The following is a 21,295-nucleotide window of genomic DNA, read 5'->3' as shown; positions in this document are numbered from 1 at the left end:
CTTATTTTTTTAATCCTAATTTATGTCCGTAAACCGCATAAAATAGAATAAAAACATAACACGGAATTAAAATCCAGTAACTCTCGGTAGAGGCTTTCGCCAAAGCAGTTACTTCAGAGATTCCTGTTGTTATATAATGTTCTTTATAATGATCTATAAGTCTACCAAATAACGGAGGAATAACGGCTCCTCCTGCAATGGCCATAATTAATAAGGCAGAAGCGGTTTTGGTAAATTTACCTAATCCGTTTAATGTCAAAGGCCATACAGCGGGCCATACCAAAGCATTGGCAATACCCAAAGCAGCAACAAATAAGATAGAAGTAAACCCTGTTGTATTCATTATTAAAAGGGTAAAAACAATTCCTAACACGGCACTTATTTTTAAGGCAGTTTGTTGTTTGAGGTATTTTGGAATTAAAATAACACCTAAAATATAAGTAGCTACCATGGCCATTAAGGTAAATGTGGTAAAGAATTTAGCTTCTGAAGCTGAGATTCCTAGTGAGATTCCGTACGCAATAATCGTATCTCCAGCAATAACCTCTGCACCTACATATAAGAATAAGGTAATAACTCCTAACCATAAATGAGGGAACTGAAAAATAGAAGTTTTTTGATTTGTACTAGTTTCCGTTTCTTCACTTTCTTGTGGATGTACTTCTGGTAAAGGAGCCCAACGAATTAAAATACCTAGTACAAAAAGAACAATAGCCATTACCACATAAGGAGTAATTACACTGTTGGCCATAGTATTGAGTACATCAGCCTTTTCATCATCACTTATATGTAACAGCTGTGCATTGATTTCATCAATTCCAGAAAGTAACAAAGAACCAAAAATTAAAGAACCTAAAGCGCCGGCTACTTTATTAGAAATTCCCATAATAGCAATACGTTTTGCACCACTTTCTAAAGGACCTAAAATGGTAATATAAGGGTTGGCTGCGGTTTGTAAGATCGTCATTCCTGTACCTTGAATAAAAATACCTAAAAGAAATAAAGAGTAGGTTCTTGCATTGGCAGCAGGGATAAAGACTAAGGCACCAATTCCCATGATAATTAAACCGACAGACATTCCTTTTTGATACCCTATTTTGTTAAGTAAATAGGAGGCAGGTAATGCCATTAATACAAAAGAAATATAAGAAGCAGAAGCTACTAAATACGATTGAGATTCGGTAAGCTCATTAATGGTTTTCATAAATGGAATCAAGGCGCCATTTACCCAAGTAACAAAACCAAAAATAAAGAATAAGCTGGCTATGATTACTATTGCCGTAAGCTGTTGCTTGTTTGTTTTTTTGTTCATCTTTCTTTATTACAATGAAAAATGAAGTAAACAATTAATTAAGCCATGGTTAAATTTTTTCTACCTGTAACACAAAAAATGCGCTAAACAGACCAATTTTACATACAAGGCTATTTTATTCTCTATTTAGAATTATCTGTTTAGTAAGGTTGATATATTTTCTCCCTATGGGAATTCGCTTCGCTCCAATTTCAATTAAATTTCCTTCGATAGAATCAATTTTATCTACCGCAATTGTATAGGATCTATGTATACGAAGAAATTTTTCACTAGGTAATTCTTCGGTAATACTCGTAAGCGATTTATGAACAATATATTTATCACCACTGGTTTGAATTCGAATATAATCTTTCAAACTTTCTATAAATAAGATGTCTTTATACTTAATCTTTACCAACTTCTTATCTACTTTTAAAAAGATATATGAATCTGCTTGATTAGGTGTAGGATCTAAATTTTGCGTTAAGTAGAGTTGTTGGGTGAGTTTGTTGATAGACTTTATAAACCTAGAAAATGGGATGGGTTTTACTAAATAGTCAAGTACGTCTAAATCATAACTATCCACTGCATACTCACGATAAGCAGTAGTAATAATAATGTAGGGCTTTATACTTACGTTTTTAAGAAAATCTAAACCATTTATTTTAGGCATATTAATATCAAGAAAAACAACATCAATCTGGTGTTCTTCAATAGTAGGTAGTGCGCTCATTGGGTCATTGAATTTACCCACAACCTCTATGTTTTTAAACTCGGTTAAGTGATTTTCAATAACCTTAATAGCTAAAGGTTCATCATCGATTATAATACAATTAATTTTCATTGTATTCTTTTTTAGTTAATGGAATGTTTAAGTTAACGGAAAAAATATTCTCTTCTTTCGAAATATCAAGTTGGTAATTATCCTTAAAAATTAAATCTAATCTTCTTTTTGTATTTGCATTCCCAATTCCTTTTTTCCGATCATTATCAAAAGAGGGTGTAAAACTGTTTTTTAGACTGAAAACTAAATTGTTTTCAGCATTGATTTTGAAACTAATATAGATATAAAAATCGTCACTGTTTTTATTTCCATGTTTAAAACAGTTCTCTATATAAGGTAAAAACAACAGCGGAGGTACGTTTGCTTGGCCAATATCTCCATGTATTTTTAAATCAATATTTGCATTTTTATTACAACGTAATAATTCGAGCTCTATATAATTTTGAATGTATTCTATTTCTTTTAACAAACTTACTTTAGGTGCTTTGATATCGTAAATAACATATTGCATAATATCAGAAAGCTTTAATACAACAGATGGTGCCAAGTCGGATTTTTCCAAGGTCAATGCATATAGATTATTTAAAGTATTAAAGAAGAAGTGTGGTTGTATTTGAGTTTTTAAAAAGTTAAGTTCACTTTTTAAATGTTCTTTCTTTAAGTTCTCTATTCTATTGCGTTGACTTACCCAATCTACAGTGAGTTTTATGGCTGTAGCCAAGGCTAAAACGTATAACTCTCCAAGAGTTACTGCCACAATATGATTAAATGTAAAGGCTTCTTGATAGCCTTCTGCTTCTGGCCAAATGTTTTCGGTAACCAGTACATAATTAAGAAGTGTTCTAACAATGTATAAAAGACTTAAAGAAACAAATACTAAAGAAATATAACGTTTGTACTTTTTGGCTAGTAAAAACTTTGGAATGAAAAAATACAAGTTGAGGTATACCAAAACAATATGTAGTGGAAATTCCACCAAATTGGATTTTAGAGAATACCAATAATCGTCAAAATAACTTCCCCACCGTATCACGTTAAAGCCAAAATAGCTAATCCAGAAAAGAATGTGATACTTTCTAGAAATCGTTCTAATAGAAGTGTTATTGTCGTATAATTTAAAGCTGACCATCAATATTAATTTGATAAAAAACACAGCAATTTAATATATTAGTATGAAAAAATAAACTTGATTTTTATTAATATAACAGTCGTTTTTTCAATTATCTACGCAGGAGTGTTGTTCGTTCCCAATTTGACGTTGTTAGTAGATAATATTTTTTTAAAAGTTTATTCTGTTTCTACATTTAACCTAACTATATTCTAATTTTTACTTAAAATGAAAAAAAATAAAATTCTACTATTTTTCTGTTTTTGTATACTTCTTATAGGAGTATCTATGGGACAAGAAAAGAGAGTAGTCGGGGTGGTAACATCAGCCACAAATGGAGATCCTTTACCAGGAGTTAACATTATAATTAAAGGAGCGACTAAAGGAACAGAAACTGATTTTGATGGAAAGTATACGATAAACGCTTCTTCAGGAGATGTTTTAGTGTTTTCTTTTGTTGGAATGACAAGCAAAGAGGTTACTGTAGGAAATCAAAATACAATCAATGTCCGATTAGAAGAAGGAGATCTTTTAGATGAAGTGGTAGTAACCGCTTTAGGTATTAAGAAAGAGAAAAAAGCCTTAACCTATTCGGCACAAGAAGTAAATGGAGATGAACTTACGAAGGTTAAACAAACAAACCCGATTAACAGTTTGTCTGGTAAATCGGCGGGAGTTACCATTACGAGAAGTTCTTCTGGACTTGGAGGTGCTGCAAAAGTAGTACTAAGGGGTAATTCTTCTACGAGTAATAACGATCCGTTATATGTGGTAGATGGAATTCCGATGTCTAATAATGGAAACGGTTCTAATGGTTCGGAGCCAGGAACAGATATTTTTGGAAGTCAAACAGGAAACAGAGATGGAGGAGATATCATGTCGTTGATTAATCCAGATGATATTGAATCTTTAACAGTATTAAAAGGAGCATCAGCATCGGCGTTATATGGAAGTCAAGGTGCGAATGGAGTTATTTTAATCACTACCAAAAAAGGAAAAGAAGGAAAGCTTTCTGTGAACATGTCTTCAAGTTTTACCATTGAAAATGTAATCTCATTACCAAAATTACAATCAGATTATCAATCTGCTTCTGTAGGAAATCCACTTACTGAAAATGGTAGGGTTACAGATCCTAAATCTTGGGGAGCTAAAGCTTCTGGATTAAGAAATGATGCTGAAGACTTTTTTAATACAGGATATACGGCAATTAATTCGATTAACTTAACAGCAGGAAACGCAAAATCTCAAACCTATTTCTCTTTTGCAAATACTTTAGGAGGTGGAGTGATTCCAGAAAATAAATTAATTAGAAACAATGTTACTTTAAGAGGGACTTCTAAATTCTTTAAGGATAAAATAGATGTTTCAGCAAGTATTAATTTATCTGATCAAAGAATAACCAATAGACCAACCAATGGATTGTATTCAAATCCATTAACAGGTGTTTACTTAAATCCGGTTGGGATAGATAGAAATATTTATAAAAATCAATTTGAATATTTCAATGCATCTTTAAACATGATGGATCAATATGCATCTTCTTTTGATGAAAATATTCAGCAAAATCCATATTGGTTAATCTATAGAAATCCGAGTCAAGATGTAGCGCAAAGAGTATTGGCAAACTTATCTGTAAAATATCAAGTAACCGATAATTTCTCATTACAATCAAGATTAAGCTACGACAAGTCATTTTTTAAGTTTGATAAAAGACAATATGCAGGAACAGATCCTGTAAACTCTGGAAATAATGGAAGATATATTTTAGAGAAGACAGAAAATACACAACAGTATATTGATTTAATCGCAAACTATTCTAAAGACCTTTCTGAAGATTTTTCTTTTACCGGGTTGTTAGGAACAAGTTTGACGAAGTTTTCAATTGGAGATCAAATTTTATTAGACTCAGGAAGAGATGGAAACGGATTAAACTTTCCAAATGTTTTTACTATTGCTAACTTTCAAACAACAAATAATATCAGTCAATCGGTAACTAATAGAGAAGTACAATCAATTTTTGGATCATTAAACTTAGGCTACAAAAAAATGTTGTACTTAGAAATTACAGGTAGAACAGACTGGTCTTCTACGTTAGTAAATACAAATTCAAAATCATTCTTTTATCCATCTGTTGGTTTAACAGGGGTGTTATCTGAAATGTTTGAGTTACCTGAGGCAATTAGTTTTGCTAAAATTAGAGCGTCTTATGCAGAAGTAGGGAAAGATATTCCAGCTTATGCAACAGTACCATTAAGTACAATAAACAGTACAGACCCTAACATTAGTCAAGCTTCATTTGCTCCATTAGAAACTTTAGAGCCGGAAAAACAAAAATCATTCGAAATTGGTACAGAATTAAGAATGTTTGACAATAGAGTAGGGTTAGAATTTACCTACTATAGTACTAAAACATTAAACCAAATCTTCTTTATACAAGCACTTCCAAATATTAATGGTTTTCCACAAAATATTGTAAATGCTGGAGAAATTACCAATAAAGGAATCGAGTTAATGTTGAATGTAAAACCAATTAGAACAGATGATTTTACATGGGATTCAGCAATCAACTTTGCACAAAATGAAAACAAAGTGGTTTCGGTACATCCTGGTTTAAATAATGGAGAAGCGGTAATTACTGCTGAAGGAGTTAACGGATATAGATATTCTTTAGTAGAAGGAGAAGATTTTGGAAGTATTCGAGCAAAAACTTTGGTAAGAGATGCTAACGGAACTCCAGTTGTAAATTCTTCAGGAGACTTGTTAGTGAATGATGATTTTACTACAGTTGCACATGCACAACCAGATTTTACTTTAGGATGGAACAACACCTTCAATTACAAAGATTTTAGTTTTAGCTTTTTAATCGATGGTAAGTTTGGAGGAGACGTAGTAAGTGTAACAGAAGCCGTAAACGATCAATATGGAGTGTCACAAGCTACTGCCGATGCAAGAAATAGAAATGGAGGAATGATTAATGTTGTAGACGAAAGTGGTACTCCATCGCAAATAACAGCGCAAGCTTATTACAATAAAATAGGAGGAAGAGCAGGAGTACTAGGAGAATATGTATACGATGCAACCAATGTTAGTTTACGAGAGGTTGCCATAGGATATAAATTACCTGTAAAGTCGAACTTATTTGAAAGCATTAAGTTATCATTGATAGCAAACAATTTGTTTTTCATATATAAAGAAGCTCCATTCGATCCTAATATTGCAGCAAGTACTGGATTAGGATTACAAGGAGTTGATATCTACAATCAACCTTCTACTAGAAGTATAGGATTTAATGTAAACATTAACTTTTAAACAAAATGAAACAGCAAATAAAATATATATATGCCCTAATAATTTTGATTATTGTTAGTGCATGCACGGAAGATTTTAAAGACATAAACACCAATCCTAATGGTATATCTCAAGAGAGTATATCGCAGCAATTCAATCATATAAGAACTAAGTTTTCTCCGATGTTTTCGAACATTATAAGAGTTAACCCAGCTTGGAACTATCAGTTACAACATGGTTTGAATTCAGATGTGTTTTCAGGTTATATGACGGCGCCAACACCTTTTGCTGGGAATATAAACAACCAAACCTATAGTCTTGTTAATGGATGGAATGGTTTTATATGGAGTGATGCTTATAATGGAGATCAAGGTAATGGTGTAATACCTCATGCAAGAGGTGTAAAAGAACAAATAGGTTTAAGTGATATTGATGGAGGAGAGAAGTTTGTTTTTTTAGCAAACATTATTAAAGTAATGGGAATGCACAGAGTATCTGATGTATTCGGACCAATTCGTTATTCAAAGTATGACAACTATGAAACTACAGGTGAATACGACTCTCAAGAAACTGCTTACAAAACCTTCTTTGCAGAGTTAGATGAGGCAATAGCTGGATTAAAGCAGTATGAAGGAAATACGCAGTTTGTTTCAATGGATTTATCGAACTTACAAGGAGATATTGCTGCATGGAGAGCCTTTGCAAATACCTTACGTTTACGATTAGCAATAAGAGTATCAAAAGTAGATGCAGCTTTGGCTAAAACAGAAGGAGAAAAAGCGTTGAGCAGTGATGCAGGCTTTTTATCAACTGATGTAACAGTGGACATGGGAGGTTTCGTACATCCAATAGCAACTATAAGTGGTACTTGGAATGACGTATGTATGAGTGCAGAAATGGAAGCTATCTTAAAAGGATTTGATGATGGTAGAATAGCAAAGTATTTTAATGCACCTGCAGACGCTAGTTTAGGTGACTATAAAGGAGTGCGTATGGGAATTGATATTACTGCAAAGTCACAATACGCAAGTCATTCTTTGATTGGAGACGTGGTAATGACTGCAGAAAGAAAAGTATGGTTTACCGTTGCTGAAGCTTATTTCTTAAAAGCTGAAGCAGCATTGAGAGGTTGGGCTGGTGCTGGAAGTGCTCAAGATAATTATGAATCAGGAGTAAAAGCTTCTTTTACACAGCATGGAGTTGCTGGAGCAGATACCTATTTAGCAGATAACACAAGTACACCAAACGATTTTGTAGATGCAATTAACGCCGTAAATAATGTGGCTTATGCAAGTGATGTAAAAATCGCTTACAATGCAGCAGGAACCAATGAAGAGCAGTTAGAGCAAATTATAACTCAAAAGTGGATTGCAATGTTCCCTGATGGACAAGAAGCTTGGAGTGAGTTTAGAAGAACTGGGTATCCAAGAATTTTCCCTGTAGTTGTAAATAACAGTGGAGGTGATATTGATACCAACATTCAAATTCGTCGTATAAATTTTGTTGACAGTGAGAAGAACACGAATGCAGCAAACGTACAACAAGCAGTAGGCTTTTTGAGCGGACCAGATAATGGAGGAACTAGACTTTGGTGGGATACTGGAGGAAGTAACTTTTAATAAAATAAACTTTGTTTGAACAATCGGGAGTGTATGAAGGCATATATAGATGCACTCTCGTTTGTTTTTAATGCCCCTTTTAAAGTGGTTAGTCGAAAAAATTAGTTAGCTAATATTTCTAGAGATAATTTTATTAAAAAATTAAAGTAATGGTCAGAGATATACATATGTATAACCCACAAGAAATAGTTTACAAGCCTGCAGGACAGTTTGAAGAAACCCGATTTGAAAAAATCCATAATATTATTTTCAATAACTCTTTAGAGGCATCTAAAGTGGTAGCAAAAGAGATTGCAGATTTAATCAAGCAGAAAGCTGAAGAAGGTAAAATGTGCATTTTAGGATTGGCTACGGGGTCTTCTCCAATCAAAGTATATGAGGAGTTAGTTCGTTTGCATAGAGAAGAAGGCTTGAGTTTTACCAATGTGATAACATTTAACTTAGATGAATATTTACCAATACAACCAAATGATATGCAAAGTTATCATCACTTCATGCATGATCATTTGTTTAACCATGTAGATATTTTACCTGAGAATATCCATATACCAGACGGTACAATTTCAACAGAAGAAATATATCAATATTGTATCGATTATGAACTAAAGATTAAAGAAGCTGGTGGGTTAGATTTCCAATTACTTGGAATAGGAAGAACTGGACACATTGGATTTAATGAACCAGGGTCTCACCAAAATTCAGGAACAAGAAGTATTACCTTAAACCATATTACAAGAGTAGATGCAGCTTCTAGTTTTTTAGGAATAGATAATGTTCCTAAACGTGCTATAACAATGGGAGTAAATACCATTAAAAAAGCAAGACGAGTGGTGCTTTTAGCTTGGGGAGTGAACAAAGCCCAAATTATAAAAGAAACCATTGAAGGAAACATCAGTGCTCAGGTACCGGCTACCTATTTACAAAATCATAAAAACGCCACCTTTATTTTAGATATAGAGGCTTCATCAGAATTAACAAGAATCAAAACACCTTGGCTGGTATCTTCTTGTGTTTGGAAAGATGAACTTAAAAAGAAGGCCGTTTTTTGGTTGAGTGAAAAACTACAAAAATCAATCTTAAAGCTTACTGATAAAGATTATAACGAGCACGGAATGTCTGGGTTATTAGCAGAGGAAGGAAGCGCGTATGATTTGAACATAAAAATCTTTAATAAACTACAACACACTATTACAGGTTGGCCAGGTGGAAAACCAGTAGCAGATGATAGTAATCGTCCAGAAAGAGCAAATCCATCTAAAAAACGTGTCATCATATTTAGTCCGCATCCCGATGATGATGTTATCTCTATGGGAGGAACGTTTGATCGATTGGTAGAACAAGGTCATGAAGTTCATATCGCTTATCAAACCTCTGGAAACATAGCGGTAACCGATGAAGATGCGCTAAAGTTTATTGAAGTAGCAGGAGGATTAATGCCAAATTCTTCAGCTATAAGTGACATGGTGAATAAGATTCAAACAAAAAAGAACAATAGTATCGACTCTTTAGAAGTACGATTGCTAAAAGGAGCCATACGAAAAGCAGAATCATTAGCTGCAACTAGATATTTAGGATTGCCAGATGTGAATGTTCACTTTTTAAACCTTCCGTTCTATGAAACAGGTACGGTAAAGAAAAAGAACCTATCAGAAGAAGATATTAAGATAATGAGTGATTTAATCACAAAAATTCAACCACATCAAATTTATGCAGCAGGAGATTTAGCTGACCCACATGGTACACATAAGGTATGTTTAGATGCTTTGTTTGAATCGTTAGAAACGCTAAAAGAAGAACCATACATGAAAGATTGTTGGGTATGGTTATATCGTGGAGCATGGTTTGAATGGGAACCACATGAAATAGATATGGCAGTACCTATGAGTCCTGATCAAGTTATAAAAAAGCGACATGCAATTTTCTTCCATCAATCACAAAAAGACAAAGTAATGTTTAGAGGAGATGATGCGAGAGAATTTTGGGTGAGAGCAGAAGATAGAAACCGATTAACTGCAGAAAAATACCACAGCTTAGGTATGGCAGATTACGCAGCCATTGAAGCTTTTAAACGATATTATTTTTAATAGATGAGAAAAGAGTTTTATTTAATAATAATACTATTGAGTACTGTTTTTTCATTGTACTCACAAGAAACGGAGAAGGAGAAGTTTCATTTAATGCCTTGGCCTAAAGAAATTAAGGCAGGTACAGGGAAACTTGTTATCGATGAAAATTTCACCATATCCATAAATAATCAAAGTGAAAGAGTATACAGAGCAGCTACGCAATTCATTAGACGGTTGTCAAATAGTACGGGAGTGTTTATAGAAGAAGGGTTTCCCGTTAAAACTAATAAAGAAGCAACGGTAAAAGTTCGTTTTAGAAAAGTAGCAGATTTAAACTTAAAAGTTGAAGAAGCATATACTTTAGAGGTAAATTCTAAGGGAATTACTATTGAATCTGAAACTGACATTGGTGCACTTCATGGCTTGGAAACATTACAACAATTAGTTGAATTTAATAGGTATAAATGTTTTTTTTATAGTGTTTCCATTAAAGATACTCCTCGATTTAAATGGAGGGGACTCATGATTGATGTTGCACGTCATTTTCAACCAGTAGCTGTTCTTAAAAGAAATTTAGATGCCATGGCATCTGTAAAAATGAATGTATTTCATTGGCATTTATCAGATGATCAAGGGTTTAGAGTAGAGTCTAAAGTGTACCCTAAATTACATGAATTAGGGTCAGACGGACAATATTATACCCAAGAGGAAATTAAAGAAGTTGTTCGTTATGCAGATAGATTAGGAATTCGTGTAATTCCAGAAATAGATGTTCCAGGACATGCTACAGCTATTTTAACAGCCTATCCAGCATTAGGAAGTAAAAAAGGGTACGATTATCAAATAGAAAGATTTGCAGGAGTTTTTGATCCTACTTTAGATCCTACGAATTCTGAGGTATATGTATTTCTAGATAATTTATTTGGTGAAGTAGCCTCTTTATTTCCAGATGTATATTTCCATATTGGAGGAGATGAAAATGAAGGTAAACATTGGGATGCTAATCCAGAGATTCAAGCATTTAAGAAAAAACATGAATTAAAAACAAACCATGATTTACAAACCTACTTTAATATTAAACTTGAAAAAATATTAAAAAAGCATGGCAAAAAGCTCGTAGGTTGGGATGAAATAATGACTCCTAACATGCCTAAAACTGCCATAATCCATTCTTGGAGAGGTGAACATGAAGGCTTTGAACAAGGAACCTTAATTGAAGCGGTAAAAAAAGGATATCAAACCATACTTTCTAATGGGTATTATATTGATAGAATGCAACCCGTAGCGGAGCATTACCTTATTGAACCAACAAATGATGTAACACTAAGTGCTAAAGAAGAGCGCTTAATTTTAGGAGGTGAAGCAACTATGTGGAGTGAATTAGTGACTCCATTAACCATCGATAGTCGTATTTGGCCACGAACAGCTGCAATCGCAGAAAGATTTTGGTCGCCAAAAAACGTTAGAGATGTAGATTATATGCATAAGAGATTGCAAAAAATAAGTAGGCAATTAGAAGAATTAGGTATTACACATCTAAAAAACCAAGAAGCTATTTTAAGGAATCTTACAAAAGGACAAGAAATTAGTTCGTTAAAAGCATTGACAAAAATTTACGAACCTTTAAAAATATATTCACGTAATAAAGGAGGTACCGAGTACAAATCGTTTTCTCCATTTACACTATTTGCAGATGCTTGTACTACAGATGCACCAGATGCAAGGATATTTAATAAGGCTGTAAATGAATTTTTAAAAACCTCTTCTGTAAAGAGTAAAGAAAGATTAGTAGGCCTATTAGAAAAATGGCATTATAATTATGAAGCTTTTTTAAGGCTAGAAACAAATCCTCTATTGGAAAAATTAAAACCCTTTTATGCAAGTTTAAATACACTTTCGGTAGCGTTCATACAACGTTTGAAAGGAAATAAACTCAGTAAAAAAGAAGAAGCTCAATTAGAAGAGAGCTTCGAAAAATTAAAAGAACCAATGGAAGATACAGAACTAATGATTCTCTCCTCATTACATACATTGATGAAGCATTTAAACTTGAATGAAGCAAAGTAAAGTTTAAAAACACATCTATTATATCTAAAAGAATTATTTATAATACATATTTTGATACACAGTCTTTGGAGGAATCCAATGAGGTTTTGGGTACAAAATGATTAAATACAAACCAATGCAAAACACAGTAACACTTAAAAATATAGCGTCAAAGTTAGGAGTATCCATATCTACTGTGTCAAAAGCATTGAATGATAGTTATGAGATAAGTAGTGATACAAAGGAAAGAATAATAGCAGCAGCGAAAGTACTTAACTACAAACCTAATTTTTATGCTAGGAATTTAAAGAAAAGAGAAAAGCTAATTATTGGAGTTATTCTCCCTTCTTTAAAAGATGAATTTTATTTGAACCTATTAACAGGAATCACCGAAGAGTCTTATAAACATGGACACCTAATAATGGCATATCCAACAGAGAACGCTTTGGAAAAAGAAATTTCTTATATCAGGTTACTTTCTGGAGATATCATTGACGGATTAATTTTTTCATCCAATTCTAAAAAGGAAGAAAACACCTATTTAGCAAAACTATTAAAAGAGGGAATGTTACCCATTGAATTGATTGATAGAAAAAGAAATAAAAGCTTCAAAGAATTAGAACAAATAAGGTCAATTAAAGAAGTTGATTTAGGAAAAGAATTAGTGAATAAAATAATAGATAGAATAAACTATTAGTATATGATTTTAGTAGCAGATAGTGGGTCAACGAAATGTGATTGGGTTTTAATAGGGAAGAATAAAAAGAAAATAAAGAGGGTTAGAACAAAAGGTTTAAATCCAGCTATTCTTAAAGAAGAAGATCTTGTAAAGATTATAGAGAAAAATGAAACCTTAAGAAAGTATAAAACGAGTATTGAACAAGTATACTTTTTTGGAGCAGGATGTAATACAGAAAAGAGTAAAAGTAGTATCTCAAAAGTATTATTATCGCAATTTACAAATACAACAAAGTTTTATGTAAACGAAGATCTAATGTTGGCAGCTTTGTCAATTACCTCCAAACCGGCTGTGGTGTGTATCTTAGGAACGGGGTCGAACTGTTGTTTTTTTAATGGAGAAGAAGTGCTTCAGAAAAATTTGGCTATGGGTTATTTACTTATGGATGAAGGAAGTGGAAATCATTTGGGTAAAGAGCTATTAAAAAAATATTTCTATAACAAAATGCCACAGGATTTACAATTTTCATTTGAAAAAGAATTTAAATTGAATCCGCAAAAAGTAATATCTAAATTATATACCTCCAAAGCACCTAATAAATATTTGGCTAAACATGCGCGATTTTTGTTTGAAAATATAGAGCATCCATTTTGTCAGGAAATTATAAACAAGTCCATAAACGAATTTGTAGAGAATCAATTAAAAGAGTATCGAGAAGAATTGGCTTCTTATCCAGTATATTTTATAGGATCTGTTGCCTATTTCTCTCAAAACCTTATCAATGAAAAACTCCAAGACAAAAACATAAAGCCATCTAAGAGATTTGTAAGAAGACCCTTGCAAAGTTTTATACAACGAATAAAAAATGGAGAAGAAGTTTTCAAGAATATAAAAACAAAAGAACTGAACTATCATTAAAAAACAATCTCTTACAATTAAGGCTTTTAAAAAACACCATTTGTGTTTTTTTTGAACGGTAGGTGATTCAATTACTTTTAGTAATTGAAAAATCTACTTTTTTTATTTTCTAATAATTAGTTTTGTGAAAAGTTAAAAAAGAATGTAAAAATTAAAGTATTTATTATCGGTTTTATTATTACTTACTGTCTCAATATTGTTATTTAATTATGAAAATAACAATGATTCTATCGAAATCTCGACAGTACAGCAAAAATATTCTATTCCTGCTGTAAAACAAACCAAAGAAGTTTTTGAACAAACTATATTTTCTAAAAACACTCGTTTAAAATCTGGAAAAGACCTAGATATTGTGTGGAAAGCTTCTAAAATTAAAGAATTTAAAGAAAATATAAATTTTTTGTATACACCTATAAATTTAAACACAGATAAACGTTTAAAATCTCTGGTTGCTTCGGTAAAAAAAATAACCAAATAGAATCATTTATCTTAACTTTAGTTTATGATAAAGATTCTGATGATCAAGAATTTTCTGGTTATATTTTTAAACATGATAGTAATGGCATATTTATAGAAGTTTATCAGTATAAAAAAGGAGATTACATTCAAACGTTAAAAGATTTAAATTTATCTAATAGTCTTTCTAGTCGTGGGTGTTCCTGCGATACATCTGCATTGGAAGTTGTAGAATTGTTAATAGATGGATGGGATGTAGGGACATTATTGGATTGTGTTTGTGTTGGTGGAACTAGTGGAGGAAGTAGTTCAGATACTTATGAAGATTGGAGTACTCCTAGTAATAATATAAAAAACCCGATTGATTGGAGTTTAGGTCATAATAATAATTTAGGAAGTGGTGCAGGTTCAAATAGTAATGGTAATTCAGGTTCTAATGGGGATAATACGAATGAACTTAATACCGAAGATATTAAACCTTGGTGGGCAGAAGATGGTATTATTGACAACACAAATAATCCTTGTGTTAGTGAAATTATTAACACGTTAAAGCAAAAAGATTTAAATGGGACTTTAATACCTAATTTAGGAGGGAAAACTCATTTATCACAAATGATATTAGAGTTATTTAATAGCTCTAGAGAATATAATTTAAAGTTTTCTATCGTACAATTGGACGATATCGGAGAGGGGGTAAATGGTAATACTAATGGTTTTCATGTAACTTTAGATACTGACATGATAGACGAAGCTACTAGATTATTTATAGCGAAAACAATAATTCATGAGAGTTTACACGCTTATTTACATTATATTACAAGATCCAAACAAAACTCAACAATAACGAGTGTTTTAAAGATGTATCATAAGCTAAATAACTACAAATCTAACCTAACAGAACATCAATTTATGGGGGAATATGTTGAGGCTCTCGCTTATTCTTTATCTGCATATGATAATCATAGGCAAAACATTGATTATTATAAAGCTCTTTCTTGGGCAGGATTAGAATCTAGTAGCAGTTATAAGTCCTTAACAAATAAAACAGAAATTCAAAGAATTATTAAAAATGAAAGAGACTCTAGAAGAAGTGCGAAAAGCGCCCCGTGCGACTCATAATATTGTAATATTATTCGTTATATCAATAATTGTATTAACTGCATGTAAGTCGTCATATGAAAGAATATATGAAAGGGCTAATTCCTCAATTACTAGCACTTATACAATAAAAAAGTTTAAATCTAAGAGCGGTTTATTTACTGGGGTTCATTTTAATACACATGATTCCTTAGGTAATATAGATGCTCTAATTCAGATAAACAAAGTTAATTTAGAAGGAAAAACGTTTTCTTTAAGTAAAGGGACTCATAACATAAAAATAGCTTTTATTGGTAAGAAAACAGTTGAAATTAAAAGATTGAAAGTTAACGTAAATGATTCAATAGTTATTAAAACGTTTTTAAAAAATGCTAACCTTATTGATTAAAAAATAATATTAATAGGACATCTTAAGAAGCTTAAGAAAGTAAAACAATAAAATTGAAATAAAAACGTAAAAAAGCAAACAAGATGCTAAAAGTACTAGATGTCCTTAAGATTATACTTTTATCAATTATTTTATCAAGTTGTTCTTCTATTGAGCAAATCGCTCTAAAAGATGCTGAAACAAAAAGAATACTACGAAATATTGTAAAAAATAATCCCAATAAGGTTTATTATAAAACAATTACTCTAGATGGAGATAAACCAATTGTATCGTATGTTAATCAAGAATATCTTGAGTTTTATTTGTGTAAAAATGGAATAGATTCAGTTGTCAAAATACCTAAAAATGAAATTAAATTTATTAAAGAAAAATTTAAAACTCATAAGGTTCTTAAGCTTGATAAATTTTTACCAAAACTAAAAGATAAATTGAGTAATAAAGAAGAAAAATTAAAAACACAATATATTTCAATACCCGTTCTATTTCGTAATAATACAATGGCTCTTTATTATAACTTGCAAACATACGGAGGTGAATTTACTCTAATGCAAAAAAATAATGGAAAATGGGATGTAATTTGTAGTAGATCTGTTTGGGTTGAATAATATTAAAATTTAAAGTAAAAAGTGTAAATATAGCTCACTAATTCTAAAAAGTAAAATCCTTAACTAATTTAGTTAGGAATTTTTTGATACACTTTTTCTCGTGCTGAAGTTTTCAAGAATATAAAAACAAAAGAACTGAACTATCATTAAAAAACAAACCCTTTTAAGCACTCAACTTAAAAGGGTTTGTTGTTTGTGGAGAACGTATATTTCTTTAACTCATTAAATATACCTCTATATTTTTTAATATGCTTTTATAATAGTTTTAAAATATCTTTTAGATTTATGATAATCAATCCAAAAAACGTTATCGGAAATAGAAGATTAAAACCAAAACACAGAAGAAAAGTGAGTTTTGAAATAGTTTTATTTCTTATTGCTTTTATGTTTAAAAAAAGCGCTCTAAAACTTAAAGTAAGTATTAAAACAACTAAGAAAAGCAATATAATAATTAATACTGGACTCTCTTCTTTACTGTTGTAGATTAACAGTAAAATAAATAATAAAGTAAGCGCTAAATTTATAGCACTTACTTTTAAATGTTTATAAATATTCATTTTTTAGGTTTTTACTAAAACATTAAATTTAACCTTGTTCTATAGATGATTAAGCTTTTGATTTTTTTGCTAATTTTTGTCAAATTAATCTTTAGTATTGATAATCCCCATATTTACTAAATGCTTTTCCGTTTTCGATACTCCATATTAAATCTAAGTATATATAGATTTTATTACAAGTTGTTCTATTACTAAAAAATTGAGCAAATATTATTCAGCAATTCTAATAATCCCATCACTAGGAAACCACATCTGTCTTTCTTTTAGAGGAACAATAAACTTTCCTTTTTTATTAATATACCCAATTTTTTTTCCAATTTTCACATATGCTAAACCATCAACAAAAGGATATACATTATCAAATTTTGGTGGGATAATTACTTTTCCTTTTTTATTTATGAATCCGTATTTATTATTTTTTCTAAATACAGATAGTTTATCTGTGAAAAAAGGAAAACTATTATTTTCTAATTTAAAATCTATTTTTACTTTGTTTTTCTTATTAATGCAACCATAAAACTTACCTTTTTTTACGTAAGCAAGTTTATTTGTAAAGGCAAATGCTTTATCATATTCAAAAGGGATTTTAATGTTATTGTTTACATCAATATATCCCCATTTACCATTTTTTTGAACAGGTATAAGTCCTTCATTTATATTGAAGCTAATTTTATCATATATTAAAGGGATTACTTCTTCTCCATTCTTGTTAATATACCCCCATTTATTATTGTTTTTTACAGCATAATAACGATATTCTTCATCCCCAACATAATACACTTCTTCATATAGTTTATCTGATATTAATTGGTTCTGCAAATTGATTAACCCGTTCATTTTCTTTTCGTTTATTTTTTTTTGATAAACGATTAAAGAATCTGGCGTGAAAAAATGGCTTTTGATATAATAGTTTAATTCATTTGAAAAAACAACTTTCCCTTTTTGGGTTATAATTTGACTTTTTCTATTATTAGTAACCATGAAATGATTATAACCAAAAAAATCATAAAATACATTATCAAAATCTCTAATAATATTCCCTTCCCTATCAATTAAACCTTCTTTTCTTCCTTTTTTAGCTATACCAATATCTCCATAATAGAAAAACACAAAATCATAGTTTTTAAAAAGAGTTTGTTTTCCTTTTTTATCTATATATCCATAGACAGAATCTTTAATAATATTGGCATAATCACCATAAAAATCAGAAGCCATATTAAATTTTTTAGAGGTAATATAATCTCCTTTACTGTTTAAAAAACTAATCTTATTAAACCCATCTGATTTTTTCTCGTAATATAACTTTCTTAATAAGTTATCATAAAGAGTTTTACTTTCTGCTTTACCAGGTGTTCTCCCTAAGTATAGCATAATATCAATACTTGGAGCTATCTCTTTCTGGGCTTCTATATTTTCTGAGCTAAGAAAACAATAGATTAAAGCTGCAAAAAAAAAGTTCTTTTTCATTTCGTTTGTTATTTAAATTAAGAATTGATTTTATGTTTAGGAAACATCTCCTTTTGATAAATTATTAGTTGAATGGCTAATGCCATAATAACTTGCCAAATTAAATTTGTATTAATAGAGTTCCTGCCTAAAAGATTAATGTTTAAATATATTGTAATACATGATAACATTAAAACGATAATAGACAATGCCATTATCAAGAATGTAAATTTTGATTTTTTAAATTTGAAAACGAACCAATAAACCGAAAAGACTAACATAGGAGCTAGTAAATTAGGTGCAGTAATAATCGCAATAAGATTGGCTTTGTCTTCTCCAATAGTAGTTTTTAGATGTAATAATAAAAAAAACGAAAAATAGGATAGAAAAAAAGCTAAATATCCTCCTACTAGACCATAGAGTAAACCTATTAATGGCTTAGTTTTATATTTATCAAAATTTAAAATACCTATTACTATTCCAAACACCAGAGGATATAAAAACAAATCTAAATTGAAAAAATATAGACCTATAGAACATAATAAAGGAGCTAATAATATTCTAACAACAAAATTAGATAATGATTTTTTCATTTTAATTACATTTTATTTTATCTATAGCTTCATTTTTTTCTAACATCTCTTTCAATTTATTTTTATCGAACCGAATGGCTGTTTTTGGTATAACACTTGCTTCTCCACCATTTTTTACAACCCAATTCTTAATTTGTTCTTGTAAATTTGACCAAGTTGCTTCACCGATGTTATAATAGGTGTCTTCTTTACATTCAAAATTACCGCCTAAACCAATAAAACTCGAGTATGTCATTACATTGGAAAGTCTTGCAATATCTACAGCCCTGGCGAACAACTCTAAATTTCCACTTTGATTCCTTATATAACCCCATTGTCGATTTCCAGAAAAAGGTTGGGTTCCTGAAAATTCCGTAGCAATTGTAGAGCCAATCCAGTAACTCGATGTATATTCTGAAATCATAATAGCTCCATCATCGGCGATTGTAGAACTCATAAAAACATCAGCATTTGCATCAATTTTAAATATTGTAGTTAATGGGTTGTAAGAATTCCATTTAGTAAGCTCCCAAGGAAAATAAGGGATAAACTTCCAACTGACATCAGCTTTATCATCGCTATCTCCTGGAATATCACAAGAAAATTGAAAATCTTTCTTACCACCACTTGCTAAAGTAGCAAAATTTTCCCTATACTTTAGAAAAATTTCTTCATCTGAATCTGGAATTCCATCTTTATTAAAATCTGGATTTTTAGTTACTTCGACACCGTAATAGTCTACATTTGCCGCAGCTGCATTGCCTTCGTTTAAAGGTTGGTCTTTAAATGCGCTACCTAACTCATTTAGCCTATTGAGACATTCATTAGGCAACGTATGTTCGTAAAGATATGTATAGTGCTCAATGGCTAATCCGTTGTTCTCAATGCAATCTTGAATTAAAGCAAATGGGTTTTCTTTTATTAAATTCAATAGCTCTTTATATCTTTCAAATTTTGCATTAGGTATCTCTTTGGTAATAGTTAAGAATTCATTAGTCATGCCTTTTATCTCTTTGTTAATTGTACCGCTGATACTATTCTCATGTAAAAATGAAGTAATTTTTTGTGCTTGACTTAGATTTTCATATAACCAGTCTTTTATTTTAATATCTGTAAGTTCAAGTTTACGAATTACGCCTCCAGCAATAGCTCCATTGGCTAGTTCTATTCTAATACTCGAAATAGCTAGTTGTTCGTAATAGTCTGGTGGTAATATTTTTCCTTTTGACGGGTCTTGCGGATTGTTGACGTCTCTTAATTTTGCATTGCTATATCGTTTATCAAATTCATCTCCTTTATGTGGGTGATCATTTAACCATTGCAATTCATCTAAATTGGTAATTCTTAATAAAGATACTAGTTTGTCTATAGTAGTTGTAGCGTGTATAGAAGTTGTGTTAATAAGTCTATTCAGCTCTTTCTCTTTTAATTCTTTGTGTTTGTTTTTTGCAGTATTTATGTGAAAAAGAGAATTACCATAGTCTCTTTTCCAAATTATTTTCCAATGATCTGCATGAAACAATGATACATCATTATTCTTGTTTGCATTTACATAGTTAGTTACATAGGCTGAAGTAATAGAGTTTATCTTATCTAAATATTCTTCAAACAATTTTGCCTCTTGAGGATTCATAGGAATCGGAGTAGGTCTATTAATAAGTTGATCATAGTAAATATAAAACTGCATAAAATCTAAACGATCCCACTTGTTTAAACTCTGGTAAATGCTATTTTTTGTTTTTAAAAGACTATTATCAAAAGAAGCTCCTAGTATTTTTGTAATATAATCACTTTCAAACTCTCTCCATTTATTATCTATAAATTGCCCTAATAAATTGCTATAGGCATTATTTAGTGCGTTAATATCCTTTATGTCTTTTAAAGGAACTCCATTAACTTCATAAGTAGGGTATGCTGAATAATTAATGATACCATTTTTTATTTCAGTTTCTCTTATTTTTAAAGCTCTTAGCCCTTTAACATTGGTTCTAGTTTTTAAAGATCTTCTATTTCTATCTTCTCTTTTACTATTAATAACAGGAGTTACATAGTTACTTCTGTTCTTCCTTTCATGATCTAAAAAAGCATGGTCTTTTGCTTCATTGTAAGATGAAAACTGTTTGTGGTACTTGTTTTCTAAGAACTTCTTTATAATATCTGTTTGTTTATTGTACCATATATCGCCCTCTCTTTTTGCTGCTAATCTTATCAAAGATTCATTATATACAGCAGTATCAAAGGAGCTGCTCCAGTTGATACGTATATCATCTATTTCTGTACTTGATCTAGAAGAGGTAGTTGCTCCAGCTAGAGGATCTTTTGAGCGTATTAAATATTCGTCTTCTTGCTTTTGAGCCTCCATGCTAATACTAAC

At 31.0% G+C, this 21,295-nt stretch carries 16 protein-coding genes; 10 read left to right on the top strand and 6 right to left on the bottom strand.

The window, feature by feature from the left end:
• Position 1: 1 nt before the first annotated feature.
• The 3 genes from Q0873_RS17815 to Q0873_RS17805 all read right to left on the bottom strand — a co-directional run bounded on the left by Q0873_RS17815 (position 2) and on the right by Q0873_RS17805 (position 3,204).
• Positions 2-1,312, bottom strand: coding sequence for a sugar MFS transporter (locus Q0873_RS17815; RefSeq protein WP_299110061.1), 1,311 nt, complete (start codon positions 1,310-1,312; stop codon positions 2-4).
• Positions 1,313-1,427: 115 nt separating this feature from the next.
• Positions 1,428-2,135, bottom strand: a complete 708-nt coding sequence (locus Q0873_RS17810) for a LytTR family DNA-binding domain-containing protein (protein ID WP_299110058.1) — start codon at positions 2,133-2,135, stop codon at positions 1,428-1,430.
• Positions 2,125-3,204 carry a sensor histidine kinase gene (locus Q0873_RS17805; RefSeq protein WP_299110055.1) on the bottom strand — a complete coding sequence of 360 codons (1,080 nt, stop codon included), beginning with the start codon at positions 3,202-3,204 and terminating at the stop codon, positions 2,125-2,127. Before Q0873_RS17805 ends, Q0873_RS17810 begins: the two co-directional genes overlap by 11 nt.
• A gap of 207 nt (positions 3,205-3,411) precedes the next feature.
• On the opposite strand from Q0873_RS17805, the gene Q0873_RS17800 reads away from it, so the two are divergent.
• The 10 genes from Q0873_RS17800 (at position 3,412) to Q0873_RS17755 (ending at position 16,346) form a co-directional block, all read left to right on the top strand.
• Complete coding sequence (locus Q0873_RS17800; RefSeq protein ID WP_299110052.1) at positions 3,412-6,492, top strand: SusC/RagA family TonB-linked outer membrane protein; 3,081 nt, start codon at positions 3,412-3,414, stop codon at positions 6,490-6,492.
• Positions 6,493-6,497: 5 nt separating this feature from the next.
• Entirely contained in the window at positions 6,498-8,090 is a 1,593-nt protein-coding gene (locus Q0873_RS17795; protein ID WP_299110049.1) for a SusD/RagB family nutrient-binding outer membrane lipoprotein, read from the top strand.
• Between the two features lie 149 nt (positions 8,091-8,239).
• Positions 8,240-10,174, top strand: coding sequence for a glucosamine-6-phosphate deaminase (gene nagB / locus Q0873_RS17790; RefSeq protein ID WP_299110047.1), 1,935 nt, complete (start codon positions 8,240-8,242; stop codon positions 10,172-10,174).
• A gap of 36 nt (positions 10,175-10,210) precedes the next feature.
• The gene (locus tag Q0873_RS17785) at positions 10,211-12,223 is read left to right on the top strand and encodes a family 20 glycosylhydrolase (protein WP_299110045.1); all 2,013 of its coding nucleotides are present in this window, start codon (positions 10,211-10,213) and stop codon (positions 12,221-12,223) included.
• 97 nt (positions 12,224-12,320) lie between these two features.
• Positions 12,321-12,899 (top strand): LacI family DNA-binding transcriptional regulator, encoded by a 579-nt coding sequence (locus Q0873_RS17780; protein ID WP_299110043.1) that lies wholly within the window; start codon positions 12,321-12,323, stop codon positions 12,897-12,899.
• Positions 12,900-12,902: 3 nt separating this feature from the next.
• Positions 12,903-13,799 carry an N-acetylglucosamine kinase gene (locus Q0873_RS17775; RefSeq protein WP_299110041.1) on the top strand — a complete coding sequence of 299 codons (897 nt, stop codon included), beginning with the start codon at positions 12,903-12,905 and terminating at the stop codon, positions 13,797-13,799.
• A gap of 196 nt (positions 13,800-13,995) precedes the next feature.
• On the top strand, positions 13,996-14,277 hold the full coding sequence (locus Q0873_RS17770; RefSeq protein WP_299110039.1) for a hypothetical protein: 282 nt from the start codon (positions 13,996-13,998) through the stop codon (positions 14,275-14,277).
• A gap of 197 nt (positions 14,278-14,474) precedes the next feature.
• Positions 14,475-15,374 (top strand): hypothetical protein, encoded by a 900-nt coding sequence (locus tag Q0873_RS17765; protein WP_299110037.1) that lies wholly within the window; start codon positions 14,475-14,477, stop codon positions 15,372-15,374.
• A complete protein-coding gene (locus tag Q0873_RS17760; protein ID WP_299110035.1) occupies positions 15,325-15,741 on the top strand; it encodes a hypothetical protein in 417 nt (138 codons plus the stop codon). Before Q0873_RS17765 ends, Q0873_RS17760 begins: the two co-directional genes overlap by 50 nt.
• A gap of 83 nt (positions 15,742-15,824) precedes the next feature.
• Positions 15,825-16,346, top strand: coding sequence for a hypothetical protein (locus Q0873_RS17755; protein WP_299110033.1), 522 nt, complete (start codon positions 15,825-15,827; stop codon positions 16,344-16,346).
• A gap of 767 nt (positions 16,347-17,113) precedes the next feature.
• On the opposite strand, the gene Q0873_RS17750 is transcribed toward Q0873_RS17755, so the two are convergent.
• The 3 genes from Q0873_RS17750 to Q0873_RS17740 all read right to left on the bottom strand — a co-directional run.
• On the bottom strand, positions 17,114-18,370 hold the full coding sequence (locus Q0873_RS17750) for a WG repeat-containing protein (RefSeq protein WP_299110031.1): 1,257 nt from the start codon (positions 18,368-18,370) through the stop codon (positions 17,114-17,116).
• 17 nt (positions 18,371-18,387) lie between these two features.
• Complete coding sequence (locus tag Q0873_RS17745; protein WP_299110029.1) at positions 18,388-18,942, bottom strand: hypothetical protein; 555 nt, start codon at positions 18,940-18,942, stop codon at positions 18,388-18,390.
• Between the two features lies 1 nt (position 18,943).
• Positions 18,944-21,295, bottom strand: a 2,352-nt coding sequence (locus Q0873_RS17740; RefSeq protein ID WP_299110027.1) for a hypothetical protein, incomplete at its 5' end; no start/stop codon positions are given.

Origin of the sequence: uncultured Tenacibaculum sp. (assembly GCF_947498805.1) — a bacterium.
Classification (GTDB): Bacteria; Bacteroidota; Bacteroidia; order Flavobacteriales; family Flavobacteriaceae; genus Polaribacter.
Note: the sequence above shows the minus strand (reverse complement) of the source record. Positions and strands in the feature narration are given on the sequence as shown.